Annotated in this window: 19 protein-coding genes; 10 read left to right on the top strand and 9 right to left on the bottom strand. The window is 72.0% G+C overall.

Features of this window, described 5'->3' with window-relative positions; all coding sequences use genetic code 11:
* Nucleotides 1-8 precede the first annotated feature (8 nt).
* From OG709_RS29040 to OG709_RS29060, 5 genes are all read right to left on the bottom strand, one after another.
* Entirely contained in the window at nt 9-1,658 is a 1,650-nt protein-coding gene (locus OG709_RS29040) for a TRAFAC clade GTPase domain-containing protein (RefSeq protein WP_250305624.1), read from the bottom strand.
* Nucleotides 1,652-4,159 carry a GTPase-associated protein 1-related protein gene (locus OG709_RS29045; protein ID WP_329168144.1) on the bottom strand — a complete coding sequence of 836 codons (2,508 nt, stop codon included), beginning with the start codon at nt 4,157-4,159 and terminating at the stop codon, nt 1,652-1,654. Before OG709_RS29045 ends, OG709_RS29040 begins: the two co-directional genes overlap by 7 nt.
* Nucleotides 4,156-5,421 carry a TRAFAC clade GTPase domain-containing protein gene (locus OG709_RS29050; protein WP_250305622.1) on the bottom strand — a complete coding sequence of 422 codons (1,266 nt, stop codon included), beginning with the start codon at nt 5,419-5,421 and terminating at the stop codon, nt 4,156-4,158. Before OG709_RS29050 ends, OG709_RS29045 begins: the two co-directional genes overlap by 4 nt.
* A gap of 1 nt (nt 5,422) precedes the next feature.
* Nucleotides 5,423-7,642, bottom strand: coding sequence for a hypothetical protein (locus OG709_RS29055; protein WP_329168147.1), 2,220 nt, complete (start codon nt 7,640-7,642; stop codon nt 5,423-5,425).
* Between the two features lie 126 nt (nt 7,643-7,768).
* On the bottom strand, nt 7,769-8,230 hold the full coding sequence (locus OG709_RS29060) for a hypothetical protein (RefSeq protein ID WP_250305620.1): 462 nt from the start codon (nt 8,228-8,230) through the stop codon (nt 7,769-7,771).
* Nucleotides 8,231-8,732: 502 nt separating this feature from the next.
* Between OG709_RS29060 and OG709_RS29065 the strand changes: the two genes are divergently transcribed.
* The 4 genes from OG709_RS29065 to OG709_RS29080 are packed head-to-tail and all read left to right on the top strand — an operon-like array spanning nt 8,733 to nt 13,476.
* Nucleotides 8,733-9,602, top strand: coding sequence for an ABC transporter permease (locus OG709_RS29065; protein ID WP_374211366.1), 870 nt, complete (start codon nt 8,733-8,735; stop codon nt 9,600-9,602).
* Entirely contained in the window at nt 9,599-10,549 is a 951-nt protein-coding gene (locus OG709_RS29070; protein WP_266640170.1) for a carbohydrate ABC transporter permease, read from the top strand. Before OG709_RS29065 ends, OG709_RS29070 begins: the two co-directional genes overlap by 4 nt.
* A 60-nt stretch (nt 10,550-10,609) precedes the next feature.
* Nucleotides 10,610-12,259 carry an extracellular solute-binding protein gene (locus tag OG709_RS29075; protein ID WP_329168150.1) on the top strand — a complete coding sequence of 550 codons (1,650 nt, stop codon included), beginning with the start codon at nt 10,610-10,612 and terminating at the stop codon, nt 12,257-12,259.
* A 41-nt stretch (nt 12,260-12,300) separates the two neighbouring features.
* The gene (locus tag OG709_RS29080; protein WP_329168152.1) at nt 12,301-13,476 is read left to right on the top strand and encodes a Gfo/Idh/MocA family protein; all 1,176 of its coding nucleotides are present in this window, start codon (nt 12,301-12,303) and stop codon (nt 13,474-13,476) included.
* Between the two features lie 53 nt (nt 13,477-13,529).
* On the opposite strand, the gene OG709_RS29085 is transcribed toward OG709_RS29080, so the two are convergent.
* Nucleotides 13,530-14,315 carry a DeoR/GlpR family DNA-binding transcription regulator gene (locus OG709_RS29085; protein WP_266640166.1) on the bottom strand — a complete coding sequence of 262 codons (786 nt, stop codon included), beginning with the start codon at nt 14,313-14,315 and terminating at the stop codon, nt 13,530-13,532.
* Nucleotides 14,316-14,441: 126 nt separating this feature from the next.
* Between OG709_RS29085 and OG709_RS29090 the strand changes: the two genes are divergently transcribed.
* Both OG709_RS29090 and OG709_RS29095 read left to right on the top strand, forming a co-directional pair.
* Nucleotides 14,442-15,326 (top strand): SIS domain-containing protein, encoded by an 885-nt coding sequence (locus OG709_RS29090; RefSeq protein ID WP_250305614.1) that lies wholly within the window; start codon nt 14,442-14,444, stop codon nt 15,324-15,326.
* Nucleotides 15,327-15,329: 3 nt separating this feature from the next.
* Nucleotides 15,330-16,193 (top strand): class II fructose-bisphosphate aldolase, encoded by an 864-nt coding sequence (locus tag OG709_RS29095; RefSeq protein ID WP_250305613.1) that lies wholly within the window; start codon nt 15,330-15,332, stop codon nt 16,191-16,193.
* A gap of 88 nt (nt 16,194-16,281) precedes the next feature.
* Here OG709_RS29095 and OG709_RS29100 read toward each other — a convergent pair whose 3' ends face one another.
* Together OG709_RS29100 and OG709_RS29105 are read right to left on the bottom strand one after the other, a co-directional pair.
* Nucleotides 16,282-18,876: an ABC transporter permease gene (locus OG709_RS29100; RefSeq protein ID WP_329168156.1), complete on the bottom strand. Its 2,595-nt coding sequence runs from the start codon at nt 18,874-18,876 to the stop codon at nt 16,282-16,284.
* Entirely contained in the window at nt 18,873-19,550 is a 678-nt protein-coding gene (locus OG709_RS29105; RefSeq protein WP_329168159.1) for an ABC transporter ATP-binding protein, read from the bottom strand. The genes OG709_RS29100 and OG709_RS29105 overlap by 4 nt, the downstream gene beginning before the upstream one ends.
* Nucleotides 19,551-19,717: 167 nt before the next feature.
* Here OG709_RS29105 and OG709_RS29110 point away from each other — a divergent pair, with 167 nt between their 5' ends.
* Complete coding sequence (locus OG709_RS29110) at nt 19,718-20,959, top strand: sensor histidine kinase (RefSeq protein WP_266640160.1); 1,242 nt, start codon at nt 19,718-19,720, stop codon at nt 20,957-20,959.
* Nucleotides 20,947-21,606 carry a LuxR C-terminal-related transcriptional regulator gene (locus OG709_RS29115; protein WP_250305609.1) on the top strand — a complete coding sequence of 220 codons (660 nt, stop codon included), beginning with the start codon at nt 20,947-20,949 and terminating at the stop codon, nt 21,604-21,606. The genes OG709_RS29110 and OG709_RS29115 overlap by 13 nt, the downstream gene beginning before the upstream one ends.
* Before the next feature lie 109 nt (nt 21,607-21,715).
* Here OG709_RS29115 and OG709_RS29120 read toward each other — a convergent pair whose 3' ends face one another.
* Nucleotides 21,716-23,191 (bottom strand): hypothetical protein, encoded by a 1,476-nt coding sequence (locus OG709_RS29120; RefSeq protein ID WP_329168163.1) that lies wholly within the window; start codon nt 23,189-23,191, stop codon nt 21,716-21,718.
* Nucleotides 23,192-23,342: 151 nt separating this feature from the next.
* Here OG709_RS29120 and OG709_RS29125 point away from each other — a divergent pair, with 151 nt between their 5' ends.
* Both OG709_RS29125 and OG709_RS29130 read left to right on the top strand, forming a co-directional pair.
* Entirely contained in the window at nt 23,343-23,954 is a 612-nt protein-coding gene (locus OG709_RS29125) for a nucleoside/nucleotide kinase family protein (protein ID WP_329168164.1), read from the top strand.
* A gap of 23 nt (nt 23,955-23,977) precedes the next feature.
* Nucleotides 23,978-25,102: an aminopeptidase P family protein gene (locus tag OG709_RS29130; protein WP_329168166.1), complete on the top strand. Its 1,125-nt coding sequence runs from the start codon at nt 23,978-23,980 to the stop codon at nt 25,100-25,102.
* The last annotated feature ends 6 nt before the right edge of the window (nt 25,103-25,108 follow it).

Raw genomic sequence — 25,108 nt, forward strand, 5'->3', positions numbered from 1 at the left:
GTGTGCCGTCAGCCTTTCACTTGATCGGTTTCGGCCGCAGTTCCAGTCCCGGTCCCGGTCGCTGTTCCGGCTCGCGGCCCGGGAAGGCCCGCCGAGTGGTCCTCGGCGACGAGCGATCCGACCCGCAGACCCGACAGCGCCAGCACCCACAACACCGGCTCCGCTGCCCGGCGCTGCTCCCGGTCGAGTGCGCCCGCGCCGGTGGCCGCACGGGCGCTCACCGCCCAGTAGCGGGCGGTCCCGAAGTCGTGGCGCACCGCCCGGACCAGTGCGCCGAGGCCGATGCCCTCCAGCCAGCCGTCGATCCTGGTTCCGGGCACCGGCAGGGCGGCGATGCCGTCCAGCACGTCCCGTTTGGTGACCACCGTGGCCACCGGGAGCCGTCCGCGTCGGCCGGTGAGCGCCGAGAGTTCCCCGGTGAGCCGCTGATAGGTGTCCATGGGGCCCTGGTCGGCTGGGCGTGCGCCCGCCGCCAGATTCGCGTCGTCACCGTGCAGCGCACGCCGGACCTGAGGTTCCGCGAGGACGTCGGCGACCAGGACCACACCGTCCGCGTGCGCCAGGTACTGCTGCTCCCGGACCACACCGGCGTCCCGCAGGGACTCGCCCATCGGGTCGTACAGGTACAACAGACGCCGCTGCCTGCCGTGCCCGACGTACAGCATGAGGGCGCGGGGCGGACCGCCCTGCGTCTTGAGCGCCCAACCGGCGCTGTCCACCTGCCGCTTGAGCGCCGTGGCCTCCTTGCGGTCACTCGGTGAGGCGTATTCCACCGTGAGCCGGGTGCGCCGCGACCAGGCCTGCAGTCCGGCGACCATCGCGGCCATCAGCATCGTCTTCCCCGACGACGTCCCGCCGATCAGCGGCAGATGCACGACCCGGGTACGGCCCACCGCCTCCGGAAGTTCCTGTTCGCACGACGGACAGCGGGCCGCGAAGCTGCCCCGGCCGCCGAGCGAGGTGGTGGCGAGGCGCCGTCCGCAACCGCAGACGTGCCACAGCACCCCGTACCGGCCGGGCCTCAGCTCGCCGTGGGCCGCGCCGCAGTCCGGACAGCGGTGGACGGCCAGCCCGAACGGCAGATAGCAGCCGGGATGCGGGCACTTCATACGGATGTGCCGGACGAGCCGCCAGAGCCGTTCCACCGCGCGCAGAAGTCCCACGGCAGTCACCGCGGACAGCCACACCAGGGCGAGCAGCACCCCGAACACCAGCAGGACCAGGGTGGTGACCAGCGTCGCGAGCAGCGCGCCAAGGATCGCCCCGGCGGCCGTTCCCGGTGCGACGGCCCGCAGCACCGTGCGCGTGAACTTGTTCACCCCGCGGATTCCGGTGGTGGGCCGCCGTCCCCGGAAAAGCCGCGGGACCGACCGTCGCAGCCACTCGGTGGTCAGCCGGTACCGGATCGAGAGCAGCCCACCACGCACCGAGTCCCGGGCATCCCGCCACATCTGGTCCGACCAGTAGGCGCGGTGTGCCGGTTCGCCCGTGCCGACGGGCCGGACGCGAGGATCGGGTGTTCCCGCCGACCGGGGGCCGAACATGTTTCCCGCGGTCACCAGGGAGAGTCCGAGGAACATCCAGAACGTGTAGCCCAGGCAGAGGAACACGGCCACCCCGGCGGTGCAGCCCAGGGCCAGCTTCACCAGGATCACCACGACCGGCCGTCCTTGCGGGGCGGTTCCACGTCACCCGGGCGCGGGCCTTCCGCCGAGGGGCGGCGGCCCCGCCCGGACAGCTTCCGGCCGATGCGGCCGAAGGCCCCCGGCCGGTTCCACTCGCCGAACTCCCGCACCCAGCGGCCCCCTGCCCGCTCCAGATGTTTCTCCACGGATTCCACGTCCGCCTCCGGCAGCGCCCGTACCACCGGGCGGAGCACCTTTTCGAGCAGCGACTTGCAAATCTCTTCCCAGGCCCGGCCCGCCTGTGGCCGCGAGGACCAGGCGCTGTAACAGTCGGCCACATAGGCGGGGGACACCCGGAGCCGGTCGCGCACGGTCTCTTCCCGCGCAGCCCGCCCGTACGCCGCGATCAGGTCGGTGTCACCGGCGCCGATCAGCGCGTACAGCTCGCCGTCCGGCCGCCCCGGAGACAGCAGGCGCCTGGCTACCGCTCCGAAGGCCTGCTCCAGCACCGCCGGTTCGACCGGTTCGGCGACGGCCCGCAGCGACACCGCGCGGTCGGCCCATCTGCCGCCCGCGTCCCCCCGCTCGAGGTCCCGGGCGAATTCGAGGAGCAGGAGGGCTGCCCGCACCCGTGGTCCGAGCTCTTCGGGGAAGCAGCGCAGGATGTCGTGTGCGAGGTCCGGGGCGTCCGGGTCGTCGCCGGGGGCTTCGAGGGCGGCCCTGACGAGGTCGGACCAGGTCCCGGAGCCCGAGCCGGATCCAGGGGTGCGGAACGGATCGGATCCCGTCTCCCCGAGCAGCAGGCGCGCTTCGCCCGGCGTCATCGCGCCGTCCCCCCAGACCAGTTGGACGGCGGTGCGCAGGACCAGGGGATCGGTGAACAGGGAGACCCCACTGGCCCGGATCACTGCGTGCAGCACGCCGACCCGGTCGCCCCCGGCCGCTCCGGACGCGTGGGCCTCGGCACACATGCGCAGATGGGGGAGGGCCCGCACCCCGGTGAGAGGCAGCGGAACCCGGGCGAGCAGCCGGGCAGCCGCGGGCGGGTCGTCCGTGGCGAGAGCTTCGAGTCTGCCGAGCAGCACAGCACGGAACTCGAACCGGTCCGCCAGCACGGTACGTACGACAGCGGTGTACGCCCCGTCCGGATCGGCGACGAGCGCGTGTGACAGCCGCCCCGCCGTCCCGTCCAGCAGGTCCGCGCAGTCCACGCCGAGGAGCCCGGCGATGTGCAGCAGTTCGACCGCGCGCGGTACGTCCTGCGCCGGGTCGGTGATCCCCGCCCGCAGTTCGGGACCGAGTTCGGTGGCGAGGCGCTGCCTGACGTCGTCGGTGAGCGCCGAACTCGCCGGAAGTACGAGCCCCGGTGTGGGCGTACGGACCGCGTCGGTCAGTACGACGCCCCCGAGCGGCGCGGCGACCGTGATCGGGGCGCGGTCCGCGAGCGTCGCGAACAGCCTTGCCAGAGCGGCCGATTCGGCGGGCGGCCGGGCCGTCCCGGACATGCTCAGTGCTCCGGTGAGCCGGGCAAGCTCCGTGTCGTCCAGCGCGTCCGGGTGGGTGCCCGCCCAGTCGGCGGCTGCGGTACGGCCGCCCGTGCCGAGGCCGATTCCGGCGCAGAGCGCGACGACGGCGAGGCGGCCCGCGTCGAAGTCCCCGCCGGGCAGCGCCGACGCCTCCCGGAACAGTCCCGGAGCCCCGCCCAGCCAGATCTGCGCGGCGATTCCTGCCCAGCCGTCGTCCTCGGAGACCGCGGGCTGCCGCCCCGTCGGCTCCCCGGGGCCCGGACCCGTGCAGTCGAGCACCCGGTAGCGCTGGTCGTACCCGGCCAGGCCCTGCCCGTCGTCCGGGAGTACCCCGATGATCTGCTGCCGGGCCTGCTGCGGTCGCCTCGTGTACGTGGTGAAGGTCAGCCGGTGTGCGCTCGCCCGCGGCAGCGCGGCCCCGGACAGCGCGATCCACAGTGCCACGTCGGCGCTGTCCCGCTCGATCAGCACGATCTGCGGCGCGGCTGCGTCCTCGACCAGTCTCCGCAGACCGGCGAAGAACGATGCGAGCCACGGCACGCGCGACGCGGCGAATCCGGCCAGCGCGTCGCGGCTGAACCCGCCGGGCACCGGCCGTACCTCCAGTGGTTCCGCCACCGCACCGACCGGGGTGGCGGTGGCCCACTGCGGTGAGCGCCAGGCCGCGATGGGCAGCATCCCGCCCGGCAGTTCCGCGCCCACGGGCAGATGCACGCCGTGGGCGTGGAAATTGCCCCACCGCCCGCTGTAGTCGGACCCGGTGTACACCGTGCGGGTCAGCAGCCGGCTTCCGTCGGCGAGTGAACTGTGGCTGAACGCCTCCGGAAACGCCGCGAGTTCGGTGCCATCGGGCCGCGGCGGGGCGTCGCGGGGCGGTTCGTAGCCGATGAGCTGTTCGGCTTCCCTGAGCACCGACCGGGGCAGGCCAGGTGTCACCGCCGTGAAGCGGAAGCCCGAACCGTCGGGCCCCGGTGGCGCGGAGGTGTAGTGGAGCTGGGCCAGGCTCATACGTCGGCCTTCCGTGCGGACTTGCCGGAGTCGTGGTCCCTGCCGGGCTTGTGAACGGGAAGCAGACCGCGCCGGGCGAGCAGCCACAGCAGCGGGTCCTCGATACGCAGCGGCTGCGGCCCGGACTTGGGAGCGTCGGCCGGGGCGTGCGCGGGCGGTGGGGCGCCGAGCGCCGAGAGCCCGAAGAGCGACAACTCGGCGAAATCACGCTCCAGTTGACGGGTCAGCGCGCCGGAGTCCCAGCTCTCCATCAGTGAGCGCATCTCCTCATGCACGGCCAGCCGCTCCTGCTCACTCACCATTCCGCCGCTGTGCGGGGCGTTGCGCAGCAGCGGGGAGTGCGGGTCGAGCAACGGCCGAAGCATGTCGGTCTTGGTGACGGCGACCGCGATCGGGGTGGTGACCCGGCCGCGGGAGCCCCCGCGGCCGTGCGCGCGCAGCTGGGCCGCCAGATCGGCGGCGATCTGCTGCGGGGACGTCTCCACGGAGGGCAGGGGCGGCCCTTCACCCGGTGGCAGCTGGTCACGTACGGAACCGAGCTGCAGGGGGTCGACGAGCAGAATGACGCCGTCGGCCGCGGCCAGGTAGTGGGTGTAGCGGTCCATCGCCTCAGCGCTCTTCAGGTCCTCACCGGCGGCGTCGAAGAAGACGAGCGCGGTGTGCCTGCTGCCGTCGCCCAGACGTTTGCGGCGGGGCAGGCTGAGCCGGTAGAGCAGTGGGTCGTTGAAGCCCATGGCGGCGGGCCGGGTGGCATCGGGCAGCCGCAACTGGTCGTACAGATCCTCCGACATCTCCCGGTCGCGGCGCTGGGTGTCGCTGCCCATCGCGGCGATCGACGCTTCGTAGGCGCGTCCCACCCGGTTGCGCAGCTCATTGACGAGTACCGACACGTAGGTGCTCTTGCCCGACGCCTTCGCACCGACCAGGGCGATGATGCGGCTGTCCTGGTCGCAGTAGTCACTGGGGAAGTCGCTGTGGCAGCGGCGGCAGACCCGTACGTGCGTGGACACCCCGCAGCCGGGGCAGGCGGCCCGCGCACCGCCGCCGCGGAGTCCGCCCAGGGTGCGCGGAGGCGGGAACACCGGGCCGCGCATCCGCAGTGCCGGTGGAATGCTCGGGCCCATGAACTCGGCCCAGACGTCGTCGCGTTCCGCGTCGCAGGGGGTACCGCCGCGCACCCGGGTGGCTGTCATCAGACAGCGGAACGGCAGCCGTGCGGCTGTGGTGCGTTCGAAGCAGTAGGGGCAAATGACGGTTGTCATGTCAGCGCATCACCAGGGTCGCGGGGGAGAGTTCTTCGAGGCGTACGTCGGTGGCTCCGCCGCCGAGGAGGAAGCCGCGCAGAGCATAGGGCGGCGGGAGGGTGCCGGCGGCTATCTCACGTTCGACCGTGCCGGTACGGTACAACTCCTCACCCGTCAGCCGGAGAACGGTGGTTCCGTCGGCGGGGTTGCCCGGCCGGAGCGGGGCCCGTCCGCCGCCGCCCCGGGCGACCAGTACGAACTCGGGTACGTCTGTGGGGAGTTGACCACCGGGCGAGACGAGCGTGACCCGTACGGTGGTGGGCCTGCCGAGCAGCGGGCGGCGGCTCCCGGGGATGATCCGGTAGCTGATGGTGAGCTCGGCGGGGAGTACGGCCCCGGCGCGGACCGGCTGCACGACAACGGTGTCCGCCCTGCGCGGTTCGGCGGTCGCGGTCAGACGGGCGGCGGTCGGGCCCACCGGGATGTACAGCCCTTCGCGGAGGAACACGCTGCGGGCGATCCGGTGCTGGACGTGCCTCCCGTCCTGCTCCGCGCTCACGGTCACCAGTCCGGTGTCCCCGGGCCAGTCGAAGGTGACCCGGGCGAGCCCGTCCGTGGCGCGGGCCGCGGCGAGCGAAGTGACTGGGGCCGGTGCCTCGATCAGGACACCGGGGCCGACGACGGCGCATGGGCCGAGGACCGCGAGGGAGGTGACCCGGGTGAGGCTGCCCGGCGGGGCCACCAGGCCCCCGGCTCTCCGGTCCCAGGCGAGCGGCACCGGCAACGGGCCTGCGGATTCTTGCAGTTCGGTGCCGGGTGGCGGTGGTCCGCCCGGCCAGTCGACGAGTTCGACCTTCGCGTCGTCGCCACCGGTCCAGGTGAACCGCACGGCCCCGTCCCGGGCCGTGGCGCTCAGCTCCCGCACCGGGGACGGCCAGGGGAGGACGGTGGTGCGCGCCTCGGCGCCGGACGATTCGACGTCCGTGCCGTCGGCTGTGCGGTAGCGGCAGCTGATCCGGATCCGGTACGCGCCGGTCGGCAGTCCGTGCGCGGTGAACCTGCCGCCGGCGCAGGGGATCTCCTGCGCCCGCCCGTCGGGGCCCGTCAGCAGCACGCGAACGCCGCGGGCCCCGCCCGGCTGCTCCCAGGTGGCTTCGATGCGAGACCTGCCGGGAGCCGGCCTGATGCGGGTCACTTCCGGGGTGGCGCGCAGCGACCCGGACACGAGCGGCGGTCCGTCGACGACTCCGGCGAGCAGCGGCAGCGCAGCGTAACGGACCTCACTGCCCAGCGGGGGACTCGGGTCGAGCGAGGCTCCGCCCGTCGCGTGCGGCTGGACTTCGGCGAGGGACGCCCGGCCGTTCCTGACCCGGGTGAGTCTGATGACCCGCCAGGTCCTGGCAGCGGGCTCGCCCTCCTCGGACCAGGCCAACTTCACGGCGTCCGGGGCGAGTTCGAGCCGCAGTGGGCCAGGTGAACCGGTGGCGGGCCGATGGGTGCGGACGAGGCCGCGGACGGCGACGGGGCAGTCTCCTGCCAGCCGGGCCGCCCGCAGGTAGTACCCGCCCGCTGCTTCCGGGTCCCCTTCGCTCTCGGAACCGCGGGCCCTGTCGAGTGTCTGGTCCGTCTCGCGTACCCGGGCGGTGACCGCGGCCAGCCGGACCGTGAGGAACGGGTCCTGTTCGCTGCCCGGCAGCAGCAGCGCCGCCATCCGGGCGGCCCGGCGCAGTCGGCCGCGCTCCCATTCGTCCTGCAACCCCTCGGCCGCGGAACGCTGCTCGGCGCTGAGCGGCTTCCGTGCGCGCACGGCGTGGACGAGCGCTCCGGCTTCGGCCGGATCGACACCGAGCGAGACCGCGGTGGCCGGTTGCCCGCCCTGCGGATGGCTCTGCAGCAGCTCGGTCAGCTGATAGAGGAGGACCCGCCGCACGGCCGTCAGGTCCGCTTCGTGGATCTCCGTCAGCTGCCCCAGCAGGGCAGCCGCTTCAGGTCTCTGCGCCTGTAGCCTGCGCAGCTCGTCAGCGTCCAGGTGCTGTCGGTCATGGGGTGTGCGCGGAACGTACACCCCATCGAGCACCCGCACCGTCTCCCCGCGTGCCACGAGCGCCTCGCCGATGTGCCGCAGCCCGAGGGCACGCTGCTGTGCGAGGAGCTGTCCGTAGCGGGGGACCAGTGGGGAGAGCGGCAGCCAGGGCAGCGCCCGGGGCAGCCCGAGGTGGTGCCCGAATTCCAGCCCCACGATGTGCCCCCATGAATGGTTCCCGGCTCCGCCCGTCCATCCCAGCAGATGATTGCCGCGGGCGTGGGGGTTTCGGGATCTTGAGGTGGCCGCCGGCCGGAGAGCCCTGTGACCGGCTCCCCGCTGTCAGTCCTCTTCCGGAACCGTCGGACGCAGCTGGGGATGCACCACACCGGGAAACACCCGCACCCGGACGACCGGCTCCGCGGATCCGCCCTGGATCACCGTCTCCGCGATGCCCCACGGGCGGCCCGGCAGGACCACGGTGAGCGTGTAGGTGGCCGCGCAGCCGGTGCAGCGGTACCGGTCCGCCCAGGTCTCGACGTCCGTGAGGCTGCCGGGGGTGCGGGCCGTGTGCCGGTGGCGGGCGTGGCAGCGGTCGCAGGTCTCGCCGGGCTCGCACGTCCCGCCGCAGGGGCACGGCAGGTCGAACGAGTCCGCGGGCTGCCAGCGCTGCGTGAGGACGGCCTCCCGGGTGGCGCCCATGTCCTTCATCGCTTTGAAGTTGGCGGCGGCGACGTTGTACGACTCGCCGGTACGGGCCATCCGGGTCCGGATGACATCCTTGCGTCCGCGGTTCGTGGTCATGTGTTCCTCTTCGGGGGGTCACGCAGCCCGTAGAGGCTCATGAGATCGGTCCGTACCACGGTACCTGGCTTCCCGCACGGTCCAGGACCGCAGGTAATCCCCGCCCGTCGCGGGGAGTTGGAGTGAATGGTGTCGAAGACGACCCTTCCATGGAGGTTCGAGACCTCTTCGTGATTGAAGAGTGCGCGAAGCGTGCTCGTTACTGCACCGAGAGAGCTTTTTTCGATCAGCTCTTGTCATTTGCGTGCAGGACAGTGCAGGATCAGGTCATCTTGCAGACCAGAACGCCAGATTCCACTTATCTGAGGCGTTCAGCCGGTCTGCGCACCCCCTGATCGCCCTCTATGCGGAGGTGACTGTGTCGGCCGCTGCGCCCACCTCGCCCCGTCCGGCCACACCCCAGTCGGAAGCCCCTGACGACAAGCCGTCCTCTTCGGCCGGTCCCAAGGCCGGACGCCCTTCGGGGCGGAAGTCGCTGCGTCAGCGGTTCCGGCAGGACCGCATGCTTCTGCTGCTGTGTGTGCCGGGCCTGCTGTACTTCGCGTTGTTCTTCTACCTGCCGCTGGCCGGCAACGTGGTCGCCTTCCAGGACTACCAGCCGTTCCTCGGCTTCAAGGGAAGTCCGTTCGTCGGCCTCCAGAACTTCACGGACCTGCTCTCGCAGCCCGAGTTCTGGTCCGCCGTGCGCAACACGCTGGAGATCACCGTCCTCCAGCTGATCCTCTACTTCCCCGCCCCCATCGCACTGGCGCTCCTCCTCAACTCGCTCGTCGGCGAGAAGGTCAGGCGGCTCGTCCAGACCGTGGTCTACCTGCCCCACTTCCTCTCGTGGGTCGTGGTCGTGGCGATGTTCCAGCAGGTCTTCGGCGGTACCGGCACGGTCACCAGCCTGCTGCAGAACCACGGGCTCGCGGTCGGCAACATCATGAGCAACCCGGACACCTTCAAGGTGCTCGTGACCTCGGAGATGATCTGGAAGGACTGCGGCTACGGCGCGATCATCTTCCTCGCGGCGATGGCGTCCATCGACATGTCGCAGTACGAGTCGGCGGCGATGGACGGCGCGGGCACCTGGCGGCGCATGTGGCACGTCACCCTGCCCGGCATCCGGCCGGTGATCATCATGATGCTCATCCTGCGCCTCGGCGACATCCTCTCCGTCGGCTTCGAGCAGATGCTGCTCCAGCGGGACGCGGTCGGGCCTGATGCGTCGGAAGTGCTCGATACGTACGTGTATTACCACGGCGTCATCGACGGTGACTGGGGCATGAGTACGGCCGCAGGTCTGATGAAGGGGGTGATCGGCCTCGGGCTGATCATCGCCGCGAACAAACTGGCCCACCGCTTCGGTGAGCAGGGGGTCTACCGATGACCACGTCCATCACCCCGAAATTCGCTCCGAAGCGGGAGAACTTCCTCGCCAAGCTGCGGTCCGGCGGCGACCGTCCGCCGTGGATGGAACGCCCCAGCTGGTTCGGCCAGGGCGCGAAGGCGCTGGCGCTCGCCCTGATCGTGGTCATGGTGACGTACCCGTTCCTGCTCGCCCTGGGCACCAGCCTGGCCGGGCAGAAGGAGCTGGAGGAGCGCGGCGGCTACGTGCTCATCCCGCACCACCCGACCTTCCAGGCGTACAACGTCCTGCTGCAGGGCGGGGTGGTGACACGGGCGACGCTCGTGAGCATCGGCATCACCCTGGTCGGTACCGCGCTCAGCCTGCTCTGCACGGTCACCCTCGCCTACGGTCTGTCGCGGCCCGGGATGCTGATGGGCCGACCCATCCTGCTGATCGTGCTCGGTACGTTCCTCTTCGCGCCGGGCATCATCCCCACGTACCTCGTCGTCCAGCAGCTGGGCCTGCTCGACAGCTACGCGTCGTTGATCCTTCCCGTACTGCTCAACGTATTCAACGTCATTGTCGTGAGAGCGTTCTTCCAGGGAATTCCCACCGAACTGTACGAGGCCGCGCGTCTCGACGGTGCGGGCGAACTGGCCATTCTCTGGCGTATCGTGCTGCCGCTCTCCAAGGCCGTGATCGCGGTGGCGGGCCTCTTCTACGCGGTCAGTTACTGGAACAGCTTCTTCAACGCCCTGCTGTTCATGAACGATTCGGGCAAGTACCCGCTCCAGGTCATCCTGCGCTCGTACGTGGTCCAGGGCGAGACGATCAACGCCCACGCACTCGGTGTGAATGTGCTGCCGCCTTCGATCTCGCTCCAGATGGCCGTGCTGATCATCGCGCTCGTACCGATCCTGTGCGTCTATCCCTTCCTGCAGAAGCACTTCGCCAAGGGTGTTCTCACCGGCGCCGTCAAGGGCTGACCCGCCCGCAGATCTCGCCTTTCCTGTCCGTTCTGCCTTTCCTGTCCTTCCAGGAGAATCATGTCTTCTCAGCACGTCAACAGGCGTACGTTCCTCGGTGCCGCGGGCGTCGCCGGAATCGCCGTCACCGGAATGACCACCCTCACCGGCTGTTCCACCGGAACAGCCGCCGCGGGCAAGGGCGCCGAGGCGTTCACCAAGGTCAAGCTGCCGACCTTCGTCCCCGCGAAGGTCGCCGCGCCGGACCTGGCGGGCAGCGCCGAGGGCCTGGACGCCGCGTACCTCCGCTACCCGAAGAACCTGGTCAAGTCGGTTGCCACGCCCCCCGGTGACGGCTCCCCGATCACCGCGCTGACGGAGACCTTCACCACGCCGGCCCCCGCCATGGGCAAGAACGCGTACTGGAAGGAGCTCAACAAGCGGCTGGGCTCCGAGTTCAAGATGAACATCGTCGTGGAGACCACCGACGACAGCTACTCGTCCAAGTTCAACGCGGCGATAGCCGGCGGTGAAATCCCCGACATGGTGTGGATCCCGCCGAACCAGGGTCTGCGTCGCATTCCCGAGCTGCTCGAAGCGAAGTTCCAGGACCTCACCCCGCACCTCTCCGGTGACGCGGTCAAGAAGTACCCGAACCTCGCCAACCTCCCGGAATTCGCCTGGAAGACCGCCGTCATCAACGGCAAGATCTTCGGCGTTCCCGTGGCGTACGGCCGTATGGGCCAGGTGTACGTCACCAACGAGGACTTCTGGAAGCCGGTCGGCGGAGCCACCTTCTCCAGCGCGCAGGACTTCCTCGACAAGGGCAAGGAACTGCTCGACGTCAAGCGCAAGAAGTACGTGCTGGAGCCCGCCTACACGAACCATGTCGGCATGTACGCCCAGTGGTTCGGCGCTCCGTCCGGGTGGTCCGAGAAGGACGGCAAGCTGGTCCACCAGTTCGAGACCGACGAATTCCGTGAGGCCCTCGAATTCGGTGTGAAGGTGAGCAAGGCCGGGCTGTTCTGGCCGGACCCGAACCTCACCACCACCCGCGAGAAGATGGCCCAGGGCACCCTCGGCGCGTACGTCCAGTCCTTCCCGTCGTTCCTGGTGGACGTGAAGACGTACAGCTTCCCGTTCGGGATCATCATGCCGTTCGCCGCCAAGGCGGGTGTGACCCCGCACTTCTACTACGGGCTCGGCTCGGTCGGTTACACCGCGATCAACAAGAAGGCCGACAAGAAGCGTCTTGAGATGCTGCTGAAGGTCCTGGACTACCTCGCCGCGCCCTTCGGCACGGAGGAGCGGCTGTTCCTCGACAACGGCATCGAGGGCACGCACTTCAAGCGCACCGCGAAGGGTGACGTCACGCTCACCGACAAGGGCAACGCGGAAGCCGTCACCACGGGCATGCCGGTGTCCTTCCTGGCCAACGCGCCGGAGTACCTCTACCTGCCGGGCCAGGCCGATCTGACGCGCCGTATCCACGACTGGCAGAAGAAGCTGATCGCGATGGCCGTGATCAACCCGACCGTCGGTCACTACTCCGACACCTACGCCAGCAAGGGCGCGTCCCTGACGCAGGGCGTGAACGACGGGATCAAGGACATCGTCGCGGGCCGCAAGCCGATCTCCGCGTACGACGGACTGGTGCGCACCTGGCGCTCCGGCGGCGGCGACAAGATCCGCCGCGAGTACGAGAAGTCCATCGAGATGACCAGCAAGTGAGCACCCGTACAACCGCCGCCCCCGGGCGGCCGAGGAGCACCATGCAAGACCTCCGTATCGGCGTGATCGGCCTCGGCCTGCGCGCCAACCTGGCCGACGCGGCCCACCGCCCGGGAGCCGGGTCCGTCGTCGCGGCCGTCGCCGACACCGATCCCGCGGTGCGGGCCAAGGTGGCCGACCGGTTCACCGGAGCGGTCGCGGTCGAGGACTACCGCACGCTGCTCGACGACGCCACCATCGACGCGATCATCGTGGCTACCCCCGACGACACCCACGAGGCCGTCGCCTGCGACGCGTTGCGTTCGGGCAAGGCCGTGTACGTCGAGAAGCCGCTCGGCATCACCGTCGAGCAGTGCGACACGATCCTGCGCACCGCGTACGAGACGGGCACCCGGCTGTACGTCGGCCACAACATGCGGCACATGGGCGTGGTGCGGCTGATGCGCGACATCATCGCGCGCGGCGACATCGGTGAGCCCAAGACCGTGTGGGTACGGCACTTCGTGTCGTACGGCGGCGACTACTACTTCAAGGACTGGCACGCCGACCGCACCCGCACCACCGGGCTGCTGCTCCAGAAGGCCGCGCACGACATCGACGTGGTGCACTGGCTGGCCGACGGCTACACGCAGCGCGTCAACGCCATGGGCGACCTGATGATGTACGGCGACCTGCCGCGCCGGGAGCCGGGCACACCCCGTCCCGACGGCTGGCTGCGGGAGTTCGACTGGCCGCCGGCCACCCGCAAGGACCTCAACCACGTGGTGGACGTCGAGGACGTGTCCGTCATGAACATGCGGCTGGACAACGGTGTGATCGCCGCCTACCAGCAGTGTCACTTCAGCCCGGACTACTTCCGCAACTACACGGTCATCGGCACCGAAGGCCGGCTGGAGAACTTCGGTGACCGGCCGGGCGACGAGGTCAAGGTCTGGAACACCGGGCCGACCGGCTACCGGGCCGACGCCGACGCGGTCTACAAGGTGCCGGAGTCGAAGGGCTCGCACGGCGGGGCCGACGAGCGGATCATCACGGAGTTCTGCCGGTTCGCCCGGGAGGGCGGGGCGACCGACACGTCGCCGGTCGCCGCCCGGATGAGCGTGGCCGCCGGTGTGATGGCCACCCAGTCGCTGCGTGAGGGCGGTACGCCCTACGACGTGCCGCCGCTCGCCCCGGAGCTGATCGCCTACTTCGCCGCGGGCCAGCAGCGGGACTGACGGTCTCGGCGATGACACGTGGCGGGCGGGGCCGCAGGGGCCCCGCCCGCCGTTCACACGGCGATGACCTCGACGCCCGCGTCGGTGAAGAGATCCGTCATCGACTGGCTGATGAAGCTGTCCGTGACCAGGATGTCCACCTGATCGGTGGTGCAGATCCTGGCGAAGGCGCGCATGCCGAGCTTCGTGGAGTCCGCCGCGACCACCACGCGCTCGGCACGCTCGCACAACAGCCGGTTGATGCCCGCCTCGTCCTCGTGGTGCGCCGCCGCTCCGTGCACCACGTCGAAGCCGTTCACCCCGAGGACGGCGGTGTCCATGGTGATCTGGCCGAGGACGCCGTTGGCGAGCGGCCCGGTGAGTTCGTACGACTGCGGGCGGGCCACTCCACCGGTCACCACGATCTTGAACTGGGGCCGGATGGCGAGCTCGTTGGCGATGTTCAGCGCGTTGGTCACGACGGTGAGCGCCGGAGTTCCCGCCGACAGGTCGGGGCGGACGGCGAGCGCGCGGGCGACTTCCGTCGTCGTGGTGCCGCCGGTGAGGCCAACTGCCTCGCCCGCGGTGATCAGTTCGGCGACTGCCTGCGCGATACGCTGCTTCTCCGATGCGCGGCGTGCCGTCTTGTAGCGCAGCGGGAGTTCGTAACTGACGCCGTGCACGACGGCGCCACCACGGGTGCGCACCAGCATCTGCTGCTGGGCGAGTTGGTCGAAATCACGCCGGATGGTGGCGGCCGACACGTCGAGCGCGAGGGCGGCAGCCTCGACATCGAGACGGCCCTGTTCGACGAGCAGCTCAAGGAGTGCCTTCCAACGCGCGTCGCGGGACTGGGACATCTCTCGCACTCTCCTCTTCGGTGGAACGATGCGACCCTAACCCAGAATCGCATAGTGCTTGATTGTGCTTGAAACAACGCAGTATCTTGCAGAAATAAACATTGACCTGAGGGGTGGAATCCAGACATGAGCCATGTCCAGAACGAGCTGTCCAGTCAGCCCGAGTGCTGGGAGCGCGCTGCGGCGCTGGCCGGAAGCCAGGCGGCGGCTCTGCCGTCCGCCGGTGAGCGCGTCGCGATCGTCGGCTGCGGAACCTCGTGGTTCATGGGGCAGGCCGTGGCCGCGCTGCGCGAGGGGTCGGGCCAGGGCGAGACCGACGCCTTCGCGGCGTCCGAATTCCCCTTCAACCGCAGCTACGACCGCGTCATAGCGCTCAGCCGCTCGGGTACCACGACCGAGGTGCTCGAACTCCTCGCCAAGGTGCGCGGCACGTCCCGTACGACCGCGATCATCGGTGACCCCAAGACCCCCGCGATCGACGCCGCCGACGACGTCGTCGTCCTCGAATTCGCCGACGAGCAGTCCGTCGTCCAGACCCGGTTCGCCACCACCGCGCTCACGCTGCTCCGCGCCCACCTCGGCCTGCACACCGACGCCGTCGTGGCCGACGTGCGGACCGCGCTCGCCGAGCCGCTGCCCGAAGGGCTGGTCGACTGCTCGCAGTTCACCTTCCTCGGCCGCGGCTGGAGCAACGGCCTCGCGCAGGAGGCCGCGCTGAAGATGCGCGAGGCCTCGCTGTCCTGGACCGAGGCGTACCCCGCCATGGAGTACCGCCACGGCCCGATCAGCATCACCACCGAGGGCACCGCGACCTGGATGTTCGGCGAGACCCCCGAGGGCCTGGAGGAGCAGGTCCGCTCCACCGGCGGCATGTGGGTGGCCGGCGGTCTCGACCCGCTCGCCGAGCTCGTCCGGGCGCAGCGCCTGGCCGTCGCCATCGCGGCGGCCCGCGGTCTCGACCCGGACTCCCCGCGTCACCTCACCCGTTCCGTCATCCTCGACGAGGGCTGAGCGATGCCCCTCGCCGAGAGCGGGACGCTGGTCGCCGACGCCGCCGCCCGGCGCGGCGCGGTGGCCGCGTTCAACATCATCACGCTGGAGCACGCGGAGGCGGTGATCGCCGGGGCCGAGGCCGCCGGTGCCCCGGTCATCCTCCAGATCAGCGAGAACGCGGTGAAGTACCGGCAGGGGCAGCTGCTTCCGCTGGCGCGCGCCGCGGCCGAGGCGGCGCGGCTCGCGGCCGTGCCCGTCGCGCTGCACCTCGACCACGTGAAGAGCGACGCCCTGCTGCGGCAGGCGGCCGACGCCGGGTTCAGCTCGGTGATGTACGACGCCGCGCACCTCCCGTACGCGGAGAACCTGGCCGCGACCCGGAACGCCGCCGAGTGGGCGCACTCCCACGGACTGTGGATCGAAGCCGAGTTGGGCGAGGTCGGTGGCAAGGACGGCGCCGCACCGCTGGACGCGCACGCACCGGGCGCGCGTACCGAGCCGGAGGAGGCCCGCGCGTTCGTGGCCGACTCCGGGGTGGACGCGCTGGCCGTGGCGATCGGCAGCTCGCACGCGATGACCTCGCGTACCGCCGTGCTCGACCACGACCTGCTCGGCCGGCTGCGGAAGGCCCTCGACGTACCGCTGGTGCTGCACGGCTCCTCCGGTGTGCCGGACGCCGAACTCTCCGCGGCCGTCACCGGCGGCATAGCCAAGGTCAACATAGGTACGGCCCTGAACATCGCGATGACCACCGCGATCCGGGAGGTCCTCACCGCCCGCCCCGAGGCGGTCGACTCGCGGACGTACCTCAAGGCCGGGCGGCAGGCGATGGCCGAAACGGTCACCGGGCTGATCACGCTGCTCGGAGCCGCGACCGCGGCGTAGTGCCGGGGCCGCGAACCGTTCAAGGGGTTCCGTGGACCGTGCCCTGAAGCGCCGGACGGGCTGATTCCGCAGCCCGTCCGGCGCTTCTTCAGTCCGTGCGGTGCTTGAGGGCAGCACGTCCGGCCGCGGTCCACAGCGCCGGGACCAGGGTGCCGGCCGCCGCCGCGACCGTCACCGTCAGCGCGATCACCGCGTACTGGGCCGGCGGCAGGTACGGAAGGGTGCCCGCCACCGACAGCCCGAACGCCACCAGCGGGACCGCCGCCACCACCGTGCCGATCAGCAGGCCCGCGACCGCGATCAGCGCCGTCTCCGCCATCAGCATCCGGACGAGCTGCGACCGCCGGGCGCCGATCAGACGCAGCAGGGCGAGTTCCGGGCGGCGTCCCACGGTGATCAGCACCAGTGTGCTGATCACGGAGAGCACCGTGAACCCGCCGATCACCCCCACACCGACCACCAGCAGCCCCTGCCGGTCGGGCGCGGGGACCGGCCGCACATCGGCCGCGGCCGTCGCACGGAGCCGGAACCCGGTGTACGGGGCGAGCGCGGCCCGCACCGCGTCCGCGTCCGACGTGACGTCGAGCGCCACCAGGATGTGATGGTCGCGCGGCGCCGACATGTGCGCGGCGAGCTGGTCGTGCGGGAGCAGGAAGTCGCCCACGCCCAGGGCGCGTTCGTAGACCGCCACCACCCGCAGCCGGGCCTCGGTTCCGTCGCCGTACCGCAGCCGCACGGTCGAGCCGGGACGGACGCCGAGTTCGTCCGCGCGGTCCTTGCCGACGGCCACGGTGTCCCGGCCCGTCAACCGCGCCGGATCACCGGCGGTCACCCCCGGATCGAGCAGCGAGGTCAGCCCCTCGGCCGTCACCCCCTGGACCGGTACGCGGTCCAGCACCGGGTCGCCCGCCGAACGGTGTGCCAGGACGACCGTGCTGTGCAGCACACCGGTGGCCGCCCGCACACCCGGCGCGTGCCGCACGGCCGTCGCCGCGCCCACCGGCAGCCCGGCGGGCGGCCCGTCGACGGTCAGACCGGCCCGCACCGCAGCCGCCGCACCGGCATCGGTGGCCCGCTCCAGCGTGGTGCCCGCCGACAGCTGTACGCAGACGAAGGCGACCACCAGCACGATCGGAGTCAGCGCCGCCCCCAGCCTGCGGGCGTGCGCGGTCAGCGCCGAGGCCGCGAGGAACCCGGCGGGCCCGCCCGAGCGGCGCAGCGGCGCGCCCAGGACCCGGGTGACCGTGCGGGCGATGGCCGGGCTGAGCAGCGCGACCGCGACGACCAGCCCGAGCGCGGAGGTGGACGCGGCGGCAGCGGCGAGCTGGCCGCTCTGCAGCGTGGCCGTACCGGCCGCGCCGAACCCCACCACGGCCATCACCAGCCCGGCGCCCAGCCGGAACCGGCCCGGCTCGCCGGGCTCCGCCGACGCCGCCGAACTCATCGCCTCCGCGGGCCGCACGGCCGTCACGGCACGCGCCGCGAGCGCCGCGACCGGGCGCGCGGCGGCCACCACGAGCACGGCGGCGGCGAGCGGCGCGGCGAGGAACAGCCACGGCGGCGCGGGCAACGGCAGTGACGCAGAGGTGAGTTGGTGCCGCAGCAGCAGCCCCAGCGGCACGGACCCGACCGCCCCCGCGCCGGCCGCGGCCGGCGCCACCCGCATCACCTCGTGCCCGACGGCGGCCCTGAGCTGCCGGGGCGTCGCACCGACGGCCCGCAGCAGGGCCAGTCCGGGCAGCCGCTGGTACACGGCCTGCGAGATCGTGGCGGCGATGACCAGCAGCGCGACCATCACCACGGTGGAGGCGATCGACGCCAGCAGGGCCAGCAGGTCGTCCCGGTCCCCGAGCGCGCCCAACTGCTCGGCCACGCCCCGGCCCGCACCGGTCAGGACCCGGACCGAACCGTCGGGCAGCGCCGCGCGCAGCGAGTCGTGCAGCGCCCCGGTGGACACACCGGGCTCGGCGATCACGCCGATGGCGTCCACCGTGCCGGGGTGCCCGGCCAGCGCGCTCAGCCGGTGCTCCGTGAAGAAGACGGCGGGGGAGCCGGAACGGTGCGCGGAGGCCAGACCGGAGACGGTGTAGGGCCGCGCCGGTCCGTCGATCTGGAGCCGGACGGTGCCGCCGACCCGGACACCGTGCGCCAGCGCCGTGTCCAGCACCACCTCGTCCGGACCGGTGGGAGCACGGCCCGCGGTCAGTCCGTACGGAGTGAGCGCCGCCGAGGGCCAGGAGCGGCCCACCGCGGGACGCCCGCCCGGCAGGGTCAGCGGGACCGAGTCGTCCGCCACCGCGCGGGCCACCCCGTGGGCGCCCCGCACCTCGGCGAGTACCGCACGGCTGAGCCCGGCCCGCTCGGGCAGATACGCGGTCGCCGTCTTCGGCTTGCTGCCCCACGGTTTCGCCGTGTACGAGATCCGCTGGTTCGCCGCCACCACCGCGTCCGCCGCCCCGTACCGCTCCACCGGAGGCTGCGCCACCAGCAGCGATCCGATCACGATGGCGAAGGCCCCCAGCAGGGTGCCCGCGAGCGCCACCGCGGCGAACACCGCGGCCCACGCCCGGCGGTGGGCCTTGAGCGAGCGCGCGGCGAGGAAGACCGAGGCCCGCCGGATCCCCTGGCGCGTCTCCTTCGGTGTTCTCGTCCGCGGCGCTCCGTTCTCCGCTGTGCTGGTCACAGCAGCTTGCCGCCGTCCATCGTCAGGACGGTGTCCGCCCAGTTCGCGGCCGTGGGGTCGTGCGTGACCATGACGACCGTGCGGCCGTCGGCCCGCACCGCGTCGCGCAGCAGACCGAGCACCAGGACCGCCGACTCCGGATCGAGCGAGGCCGTCGGCTCGTCCGCGAAGATCACGTCCGGGCCGGTGACCAACGCCCGTGCCACCGCGACCCGTTGCTGCTGGCCGCCCGAGAGCCGGTGGGGCGCGTCGGTGTCCCGGTCGGCGAGACCGACCCGCGCCAGCAGCCGCCTGCCGCGCTCCCGGATGCCGGGCGCGGAGGGATTCGCCCCGGCCAGCACCAGCGGAAGCACCACGTTCTCGCCGACACTCAGCGAGTCCACCAGATTCAGCGCGTGCGACTGGAAGACGAACCCGACCCTGTCCCTGCGCAGCCGCGTCAGGGCGGTCTCGCTCAGCGCCCCCAGATCCGTACCACCGATGCGTACCGTCCCCGAAGTCGGCCGGTCCAGGCCGGCGGCGCACTGCAGGAAGGTGGACTTGCCCGAACCCGACGGCCCCACCACCGCGGTGAAACTCCCCGCCGGGACCGTACAGCTGACCCCGTCGAGGGCGGCTGTCTCCCGACCGGCCTCCCGGCCGTAGACCCGGCTCACCGATTCCAGCGTCAGCATGTGCACCGCTCCTTCGCCCTACGTACATGACCTGCGAAAACGGTAGGTACGGCGGGTGCGTGCGCGCCAGGGAGCGCGCTCCCGGACGGGGGTTCAGCCAGCTCCACCACGGAGGCGGGTGCGGACCGTAGCGCGCGTGGGCCGCCGGGCCCGTACCGTGGCGGATCATGAGCACCGCACCGGCCGACCGCACCCCGCTGACGGCGGCGATCCTGCGTGCCGGGGACGCCTCGCGCTACCTGCTCGTCGGGCTCGCGGTCGCGCTGGTCTGTTACGTGAGCCTCTTCGGGGTCGCCGCCGCGCTGCTCTTCGCCCTGATCGCCATCGGGCTGCCCGCCTGGCCCGAGGTGGTGAAGCTGCTGAGGAAGCTGGCGCAGGCCGAACGGCGGCGCGCGGCACGGCGGTTGGGGACTGCGGTGCCGGAACCCGCGCGGTACCTGCCGTTGGAGGGCGAGACCGCGGTGCGGGTACGGCTGGCCCTCACCGACCCGGCGACCTGGCGGATCGTGCGCTGGCTGGCCGTCCAGACGGTCCTCGGGATGATCTTCGGATACGCCACCCTGATCGTCTGGCCGGTGGCCCTGCTCGTGGACGGGATCCATCTGAGCGTCATGCACCTCGTCGACCGGCGCCGCACCGACGAGTACGGCACCGAACCCCCGGCACGCAAGGGCCTGGTGCTGCGGTGGCTGCCCGAACTCGCCGACCTGGCAGCCGCGTGGACCCGCGATCTGCTCAGGCCGGGGCCGCCGCCCACCGGGATGGCCGAGCGGATCACCCAGCTGACAGAGAGCCGGGCCGGGGCCGTCGAGGCGCACGGCGCCGAACTGCGCCGTATCGAACGGGACCTGCACGACGGGGCGCAGGCCAGGATCGTCGCACTCTCGATGCGGATCGGACTCGCCAAGCAACTGCTCGACCGCGACCCGGAAGTGGCGCGGCAACGACTCGACGAAGCACAGGACGGCGCCGAGGAGGCACTCGCCGAGCTGCGCCACGTCGTACGCGGCATCCACCCGCCGGTGCTCACCGACCGCGGACTGGCAGGCGCGGTACGGGCCCTGGCGGCCGGGGTGACCGTCCCCGTCGAGGCGGACCTCGACGGGGTCGACGACGGCCGCAGGCTGCCCGCCGCGATCGAGGCAGCCGCCTACTTCGTCGTCGCCGAGGCGCTCACCAACATCAGCAAGCACAGCGGGGCGACCACCGCGACGGTACGGATCGCCCGCGGACCGGGCGTGCTCCGGGTCCACATCGGCGACGACGGGTGCGGCGGCGCCGACGAGGGCGCCGGCAGCGGACTGGTGGGGATCAGACGGCGGGTCGCCGCGCTGGACGGCACCACCCGTATCGTCAGCCCCACCGGGGGGCCGACGGAGATCGAGGTGGAGCTGCCGTGCGCGTCGTGATCGCTGAGGACAATGCGCTGTTGCGGGAGGGGCTGACGCTGCTGCTGACGTCCTCGGGGCACGAGGTCGTCGCGGACGCGGCCACCGGGCCCGAGATCCTGCCCGCCCTGCTGGAACACCGCCCCGACGCGGCGGTCCTGGACGTACGGCTGCCGCCGTCGTTCCGCGACGAGGGGCTGCGGGCGGCGCTCGCCGCACGCGTGGAACTGCCCCGGCTGCCGATCCTGGTGCTCTCGCAGTACGTCGAGGAGACCTACGCGGCGGAGCTGCTGGCCCAGGGCGCGCAGGGCATCGGCTATCTGCTGAAGGACCGGGTGGGCCGGGTCGACCAGTTCCTCCAGGCCCTCGAACGGGTCGCCGCGGGAGGGACCGCGCTCGACCCGGAGGTGGTGACGCAACTGCTGACCAGGAAGTCGGCCGCGCGTCCGCTGCAGAGCCTCACCCCGCGCGAACGGGAGGTGCTGGAACACATGGCCCAGGGCAAGGCGAACGGCACCATCGCCGCTGAACTGACGGTCACCGAGCGGGCGGTGAGCAAACACATCGGCTCGATCTTCGCCAAGCTCGGACTGCCGCCGGACGACGGCTCGGTGCACCGGCGGGTACTGGCGGTACTGGCCTATCTGGAAGGGAACGCCCCGCAGTAGGTCCTGATCCGGCCCCGACGCCCGACGCCCGACGCCCGACGCCCGACGCCCGTCACCCCGGCCCCGATGCCCGTCCCCCGGCCCCGGCGCCCGTGCCCCGGTCCGGCCGCTACTTCAGCCGGGCCACGGCCCACTTCGCCTCCTGGGCCAGCATGCCGAGGTTGCGGTGGGCGGACTTGCTCATCCCGGCGTGCAGCTCGCCGGCGACGGCCAGCGCTTCCGTGGCCACGGTCGCGAGCCCCGCCCCGGCCGCCGCGAGCGCGATCTCGAAGGACTCGGCGGTGACCAGCGTCCCCAGCCCGAGGCGCCGCCACGGCCGGTCGGACCCCTCCGCGTCAAGAATCTCCGGGACCCGCCGCAGCGTCTCCCAGGCGCCGGCCGGATCGCCCGAACGCCGCTGGAGCCCGGCGAGCCTGCGGTACGCCGAAGCCCGGTCCCAGGGCCGGTCCTGGAGCGAGGCGTATCCGGACTGGGCGCGTGCCGCCTGGAAGTGGTCACCGAGCGCTTCGAGTTCGACGCTCAGTGCGCGCAGCAGATCGGCCTGCGGCCCGGTGTCGTCCAGGATGCGCAGCAGCGCCACCCGGGCCGCCTCGGTCCGGCCCTGCCGCGCGGCGAGCCGGATCCAGGTCAGCTCCGGCTCGCGCGCGGGGTCCTCGCCGTACAGCGCGCCGTCCACCCCGCGCGCCCACTCGGCCAGCGCCTCCGGCCGCTCCGGGAATCCGTCCGGACCCCACCGGAGCGCGGGCTTCGCGGTCCGGACCTGGCCCAGCAGCGGCAGGTCCTCCGCGCGGCCGTGCAGAGCGACCAGGACCGCCGCGAGCCGCAGCTCCTCGCTGCGCTCCGGGTCGGCGGCCTCGGCCGCCAGCAGCCGCCGCAGCAGCGGCAGATCGCGGTCCTGCCGGTCGAACTGCGCGGCGCGCAGCACCGCGGCCCGCCGCCCGCCGTCCTGCTCCGCATCGGCCCAGCCCGCGGTCGACTCCCGCAGCAGGGCCAGGTCCGCCCGACCCGCCGCCAGGACCGTCTCCCGCAGTGGCGGGCGCGGATGCGGATCGAGCCGGGCGTAGGCAGGCCCCTCCGCGGAGTTGAGCAGCAGATGGTCCGGTTCGGTACGGAGCAGGGCCGTGTGCAGCCGGGTGATCAGTTCGACGGGGGAGCGGGCGGGAAAGCCGAGCGCGGCGCGCAGTTCGGCCCGCCGGGTATCCAGGTCCGGTATGTACGCACGGATCTCCGCCTCCGCACCGGCCACCGCCGCCAGCAGCTGATCCGCGTCCGCGGTGGGGGAGAGATGCAGCAGACCGTGCCAGCCGGGCAGCCCGACCAGCACCTCCAGCGCCTCGTCCAGACTGTCGCCGATCAGCCCGGCCTCACCCTCGGACGAGGCGTAGAGCACAGGTCCGCCGCCGCACACGAAGTACGTACCCCCGGTGCCGTCACCGGCCACCGGCTCCAGCGAGGCCCCCGACGCCAGCCGGACCGCCTCGACGTGCTCGGCCCCGGACAGGTCGAATTCGAACGGGTAGGCAGCCACGTCGGCCAGCGCGGGCTGCGCCCTCAGGAGGTCGATGGCACGTCCGTAAACCGTCATAGGGGAAACGTAACAGCCATGTCGGACATGACCCTCACGCCGGTTGCAACAGGTCCCACCGGTTCCCGTACCGGCGGTATTCGGTCGAGCACGCGACGCCCGAGCCGGGAGAGGCATCCGCAGGAGTGCCCCCGGGAGGGACAATGCCCCCATGACTCCGCCGACTCCGCAGCACCTCCTGGACCGCGCCCGGCGGCTCGCCGGTACCGGAGAACGGCGGATCCTCGGCATCGCGGGCCCGCCCGGCGCCGGGAAGTCCACCCTCGCCGCCCGGCTCGTCGAGGCGCTCGAAGGCCGCGCCGTGCTCGTCCCGATGGACGGGTTCCACCTCGCCGGAACCGAACTGCGCCGCCTCGGCCGCGCCGACCGCAAGGGTGCCCCGGACACCTTCGACGAGGCCGGGTACGTGGCCCTGCTCACCCGGCTGCGGACGCCCGACGGCGACACCGTGTACGCCCCCGCCTTCGACCGGGCGCTGGAGGAGCCGGTCGCCGGATCGGTCGCGGTGCCGCCCGGCGTGCCGCTCGTCGTCACCGAGGGGAACTACCTGCTGCACTGGCCGCGCGCGCGTGCCCTGCTCGACGAGGCGTGGTTCCTGGCCCCCGACAGCGACGAGCGCGTCCGCCGGCTCGTCGAACGGCACATCGCGCACGGCAGGAGCCGCGAGGCGGCCGAGGCCTGGGTGCACCGCTCGGACGAGGCCAACACCCGGACCGTCGAGCGCACCAGGGACCGGGCCGACCTGATCGTGTCGCATCTCTGAACGGCGCCCGGCAGGATGGGGCCATGCCCACCGAACCCGTACCGTTCACCGCCGACGACTACCGCGCCCGGATGGCCCGTGCCGCACGGAGCGCCGCGGACGCCGGACTCGCCGGAGTGCTCGTCGCCCCCGGCCCCGACCTCGTCCACCTCACCGGTTACCGGCCGACCGCGGCCACCGAGCGGCTGACCATGCTGGTCCTCGCAGCGGGCCAGGACCCGGTCCTCGTCGTACCGACGCTGGAGGCCGCGGACGCCGAGCACGCCGTCGGCGCGCCCGCCCTCACCCTGCTGGACTGGACCGACGGCAAGGACCCCTACGCGCTCACCGCGTCGCTGCTCGGCGCGGACGGCCGGTTCGCGGTCAGCGACAACGGCTGGGCGATGCACCTGCTGGGGCTCCAGCGGACCCTGCCCGACAGTTCCTACGTGTCGCTGACCGAGGCCCTGCCGATGCTGCGCGCCGTGAAGGACGCGCCGGAACTGGAGCGCCTCGAAGCGGCGGGAGCGGCGGCCGACGCGACGTACGAGGAGATCCTCGAGGTCCGCTTCTCCGGACGCCGGGAGACGGACATCGCCGCCGAACTGGCCGCGCTGCTGCGGAAGTTCGGCCACTCCCAGGTGGACTTCACGGTCGTCGGGTCCGGCCCCAACGGCGCCAACCCGCACCACGAGGCGGGCGAGCGGGTCATCGAGGCCGGCGACATGGTCGTACTCGACTTCGGTGGCCTCAAGCACGGCTACGGCTCCGACACCTCCCGTACCGTGCACGTCGGCGAGCCGAGCGTCGCCGAGCAGCGGGTGCACGACGTCGTACGCGAGGCGCAGCAGGCCGGCTGCGACGCCGTACGGCCCGGAGCCGCCTGCCAGGACATCGACCGGGCGGCCCGCGCGGTCATCACCGAGGCCGGTTACGGCGAGCAGTTCATCCACCGCACCGGTCACGGCATCGGTGTCACCACCCACGAGCCGCCGTACATGATCGAGGGCGAGGAGCAGCCGCTGGTCCCCGGCATGTGCTTCTCCGTCGAGCCGGGCATCTATCTCCCCGGCCGCTTCGGCGTACGGATCGAGGACATCGTCACGGTCACCGAGGACGGCGGGCGGCGGCTGAACACCACCCGGCGCGAGATGGCGATCGTCGAGTAGGCGAGC

It is taken from the genome of Streptomyces sp. NBC_01267 (assembly GCF_036241575.1).
In the GTDB taxonomy this organism is placed as follows: domain Bacteria; phylum Actinomycetota; class Actinomycetes; order Streptomycetales; family Streptomycetaceae; genus Streptomyces.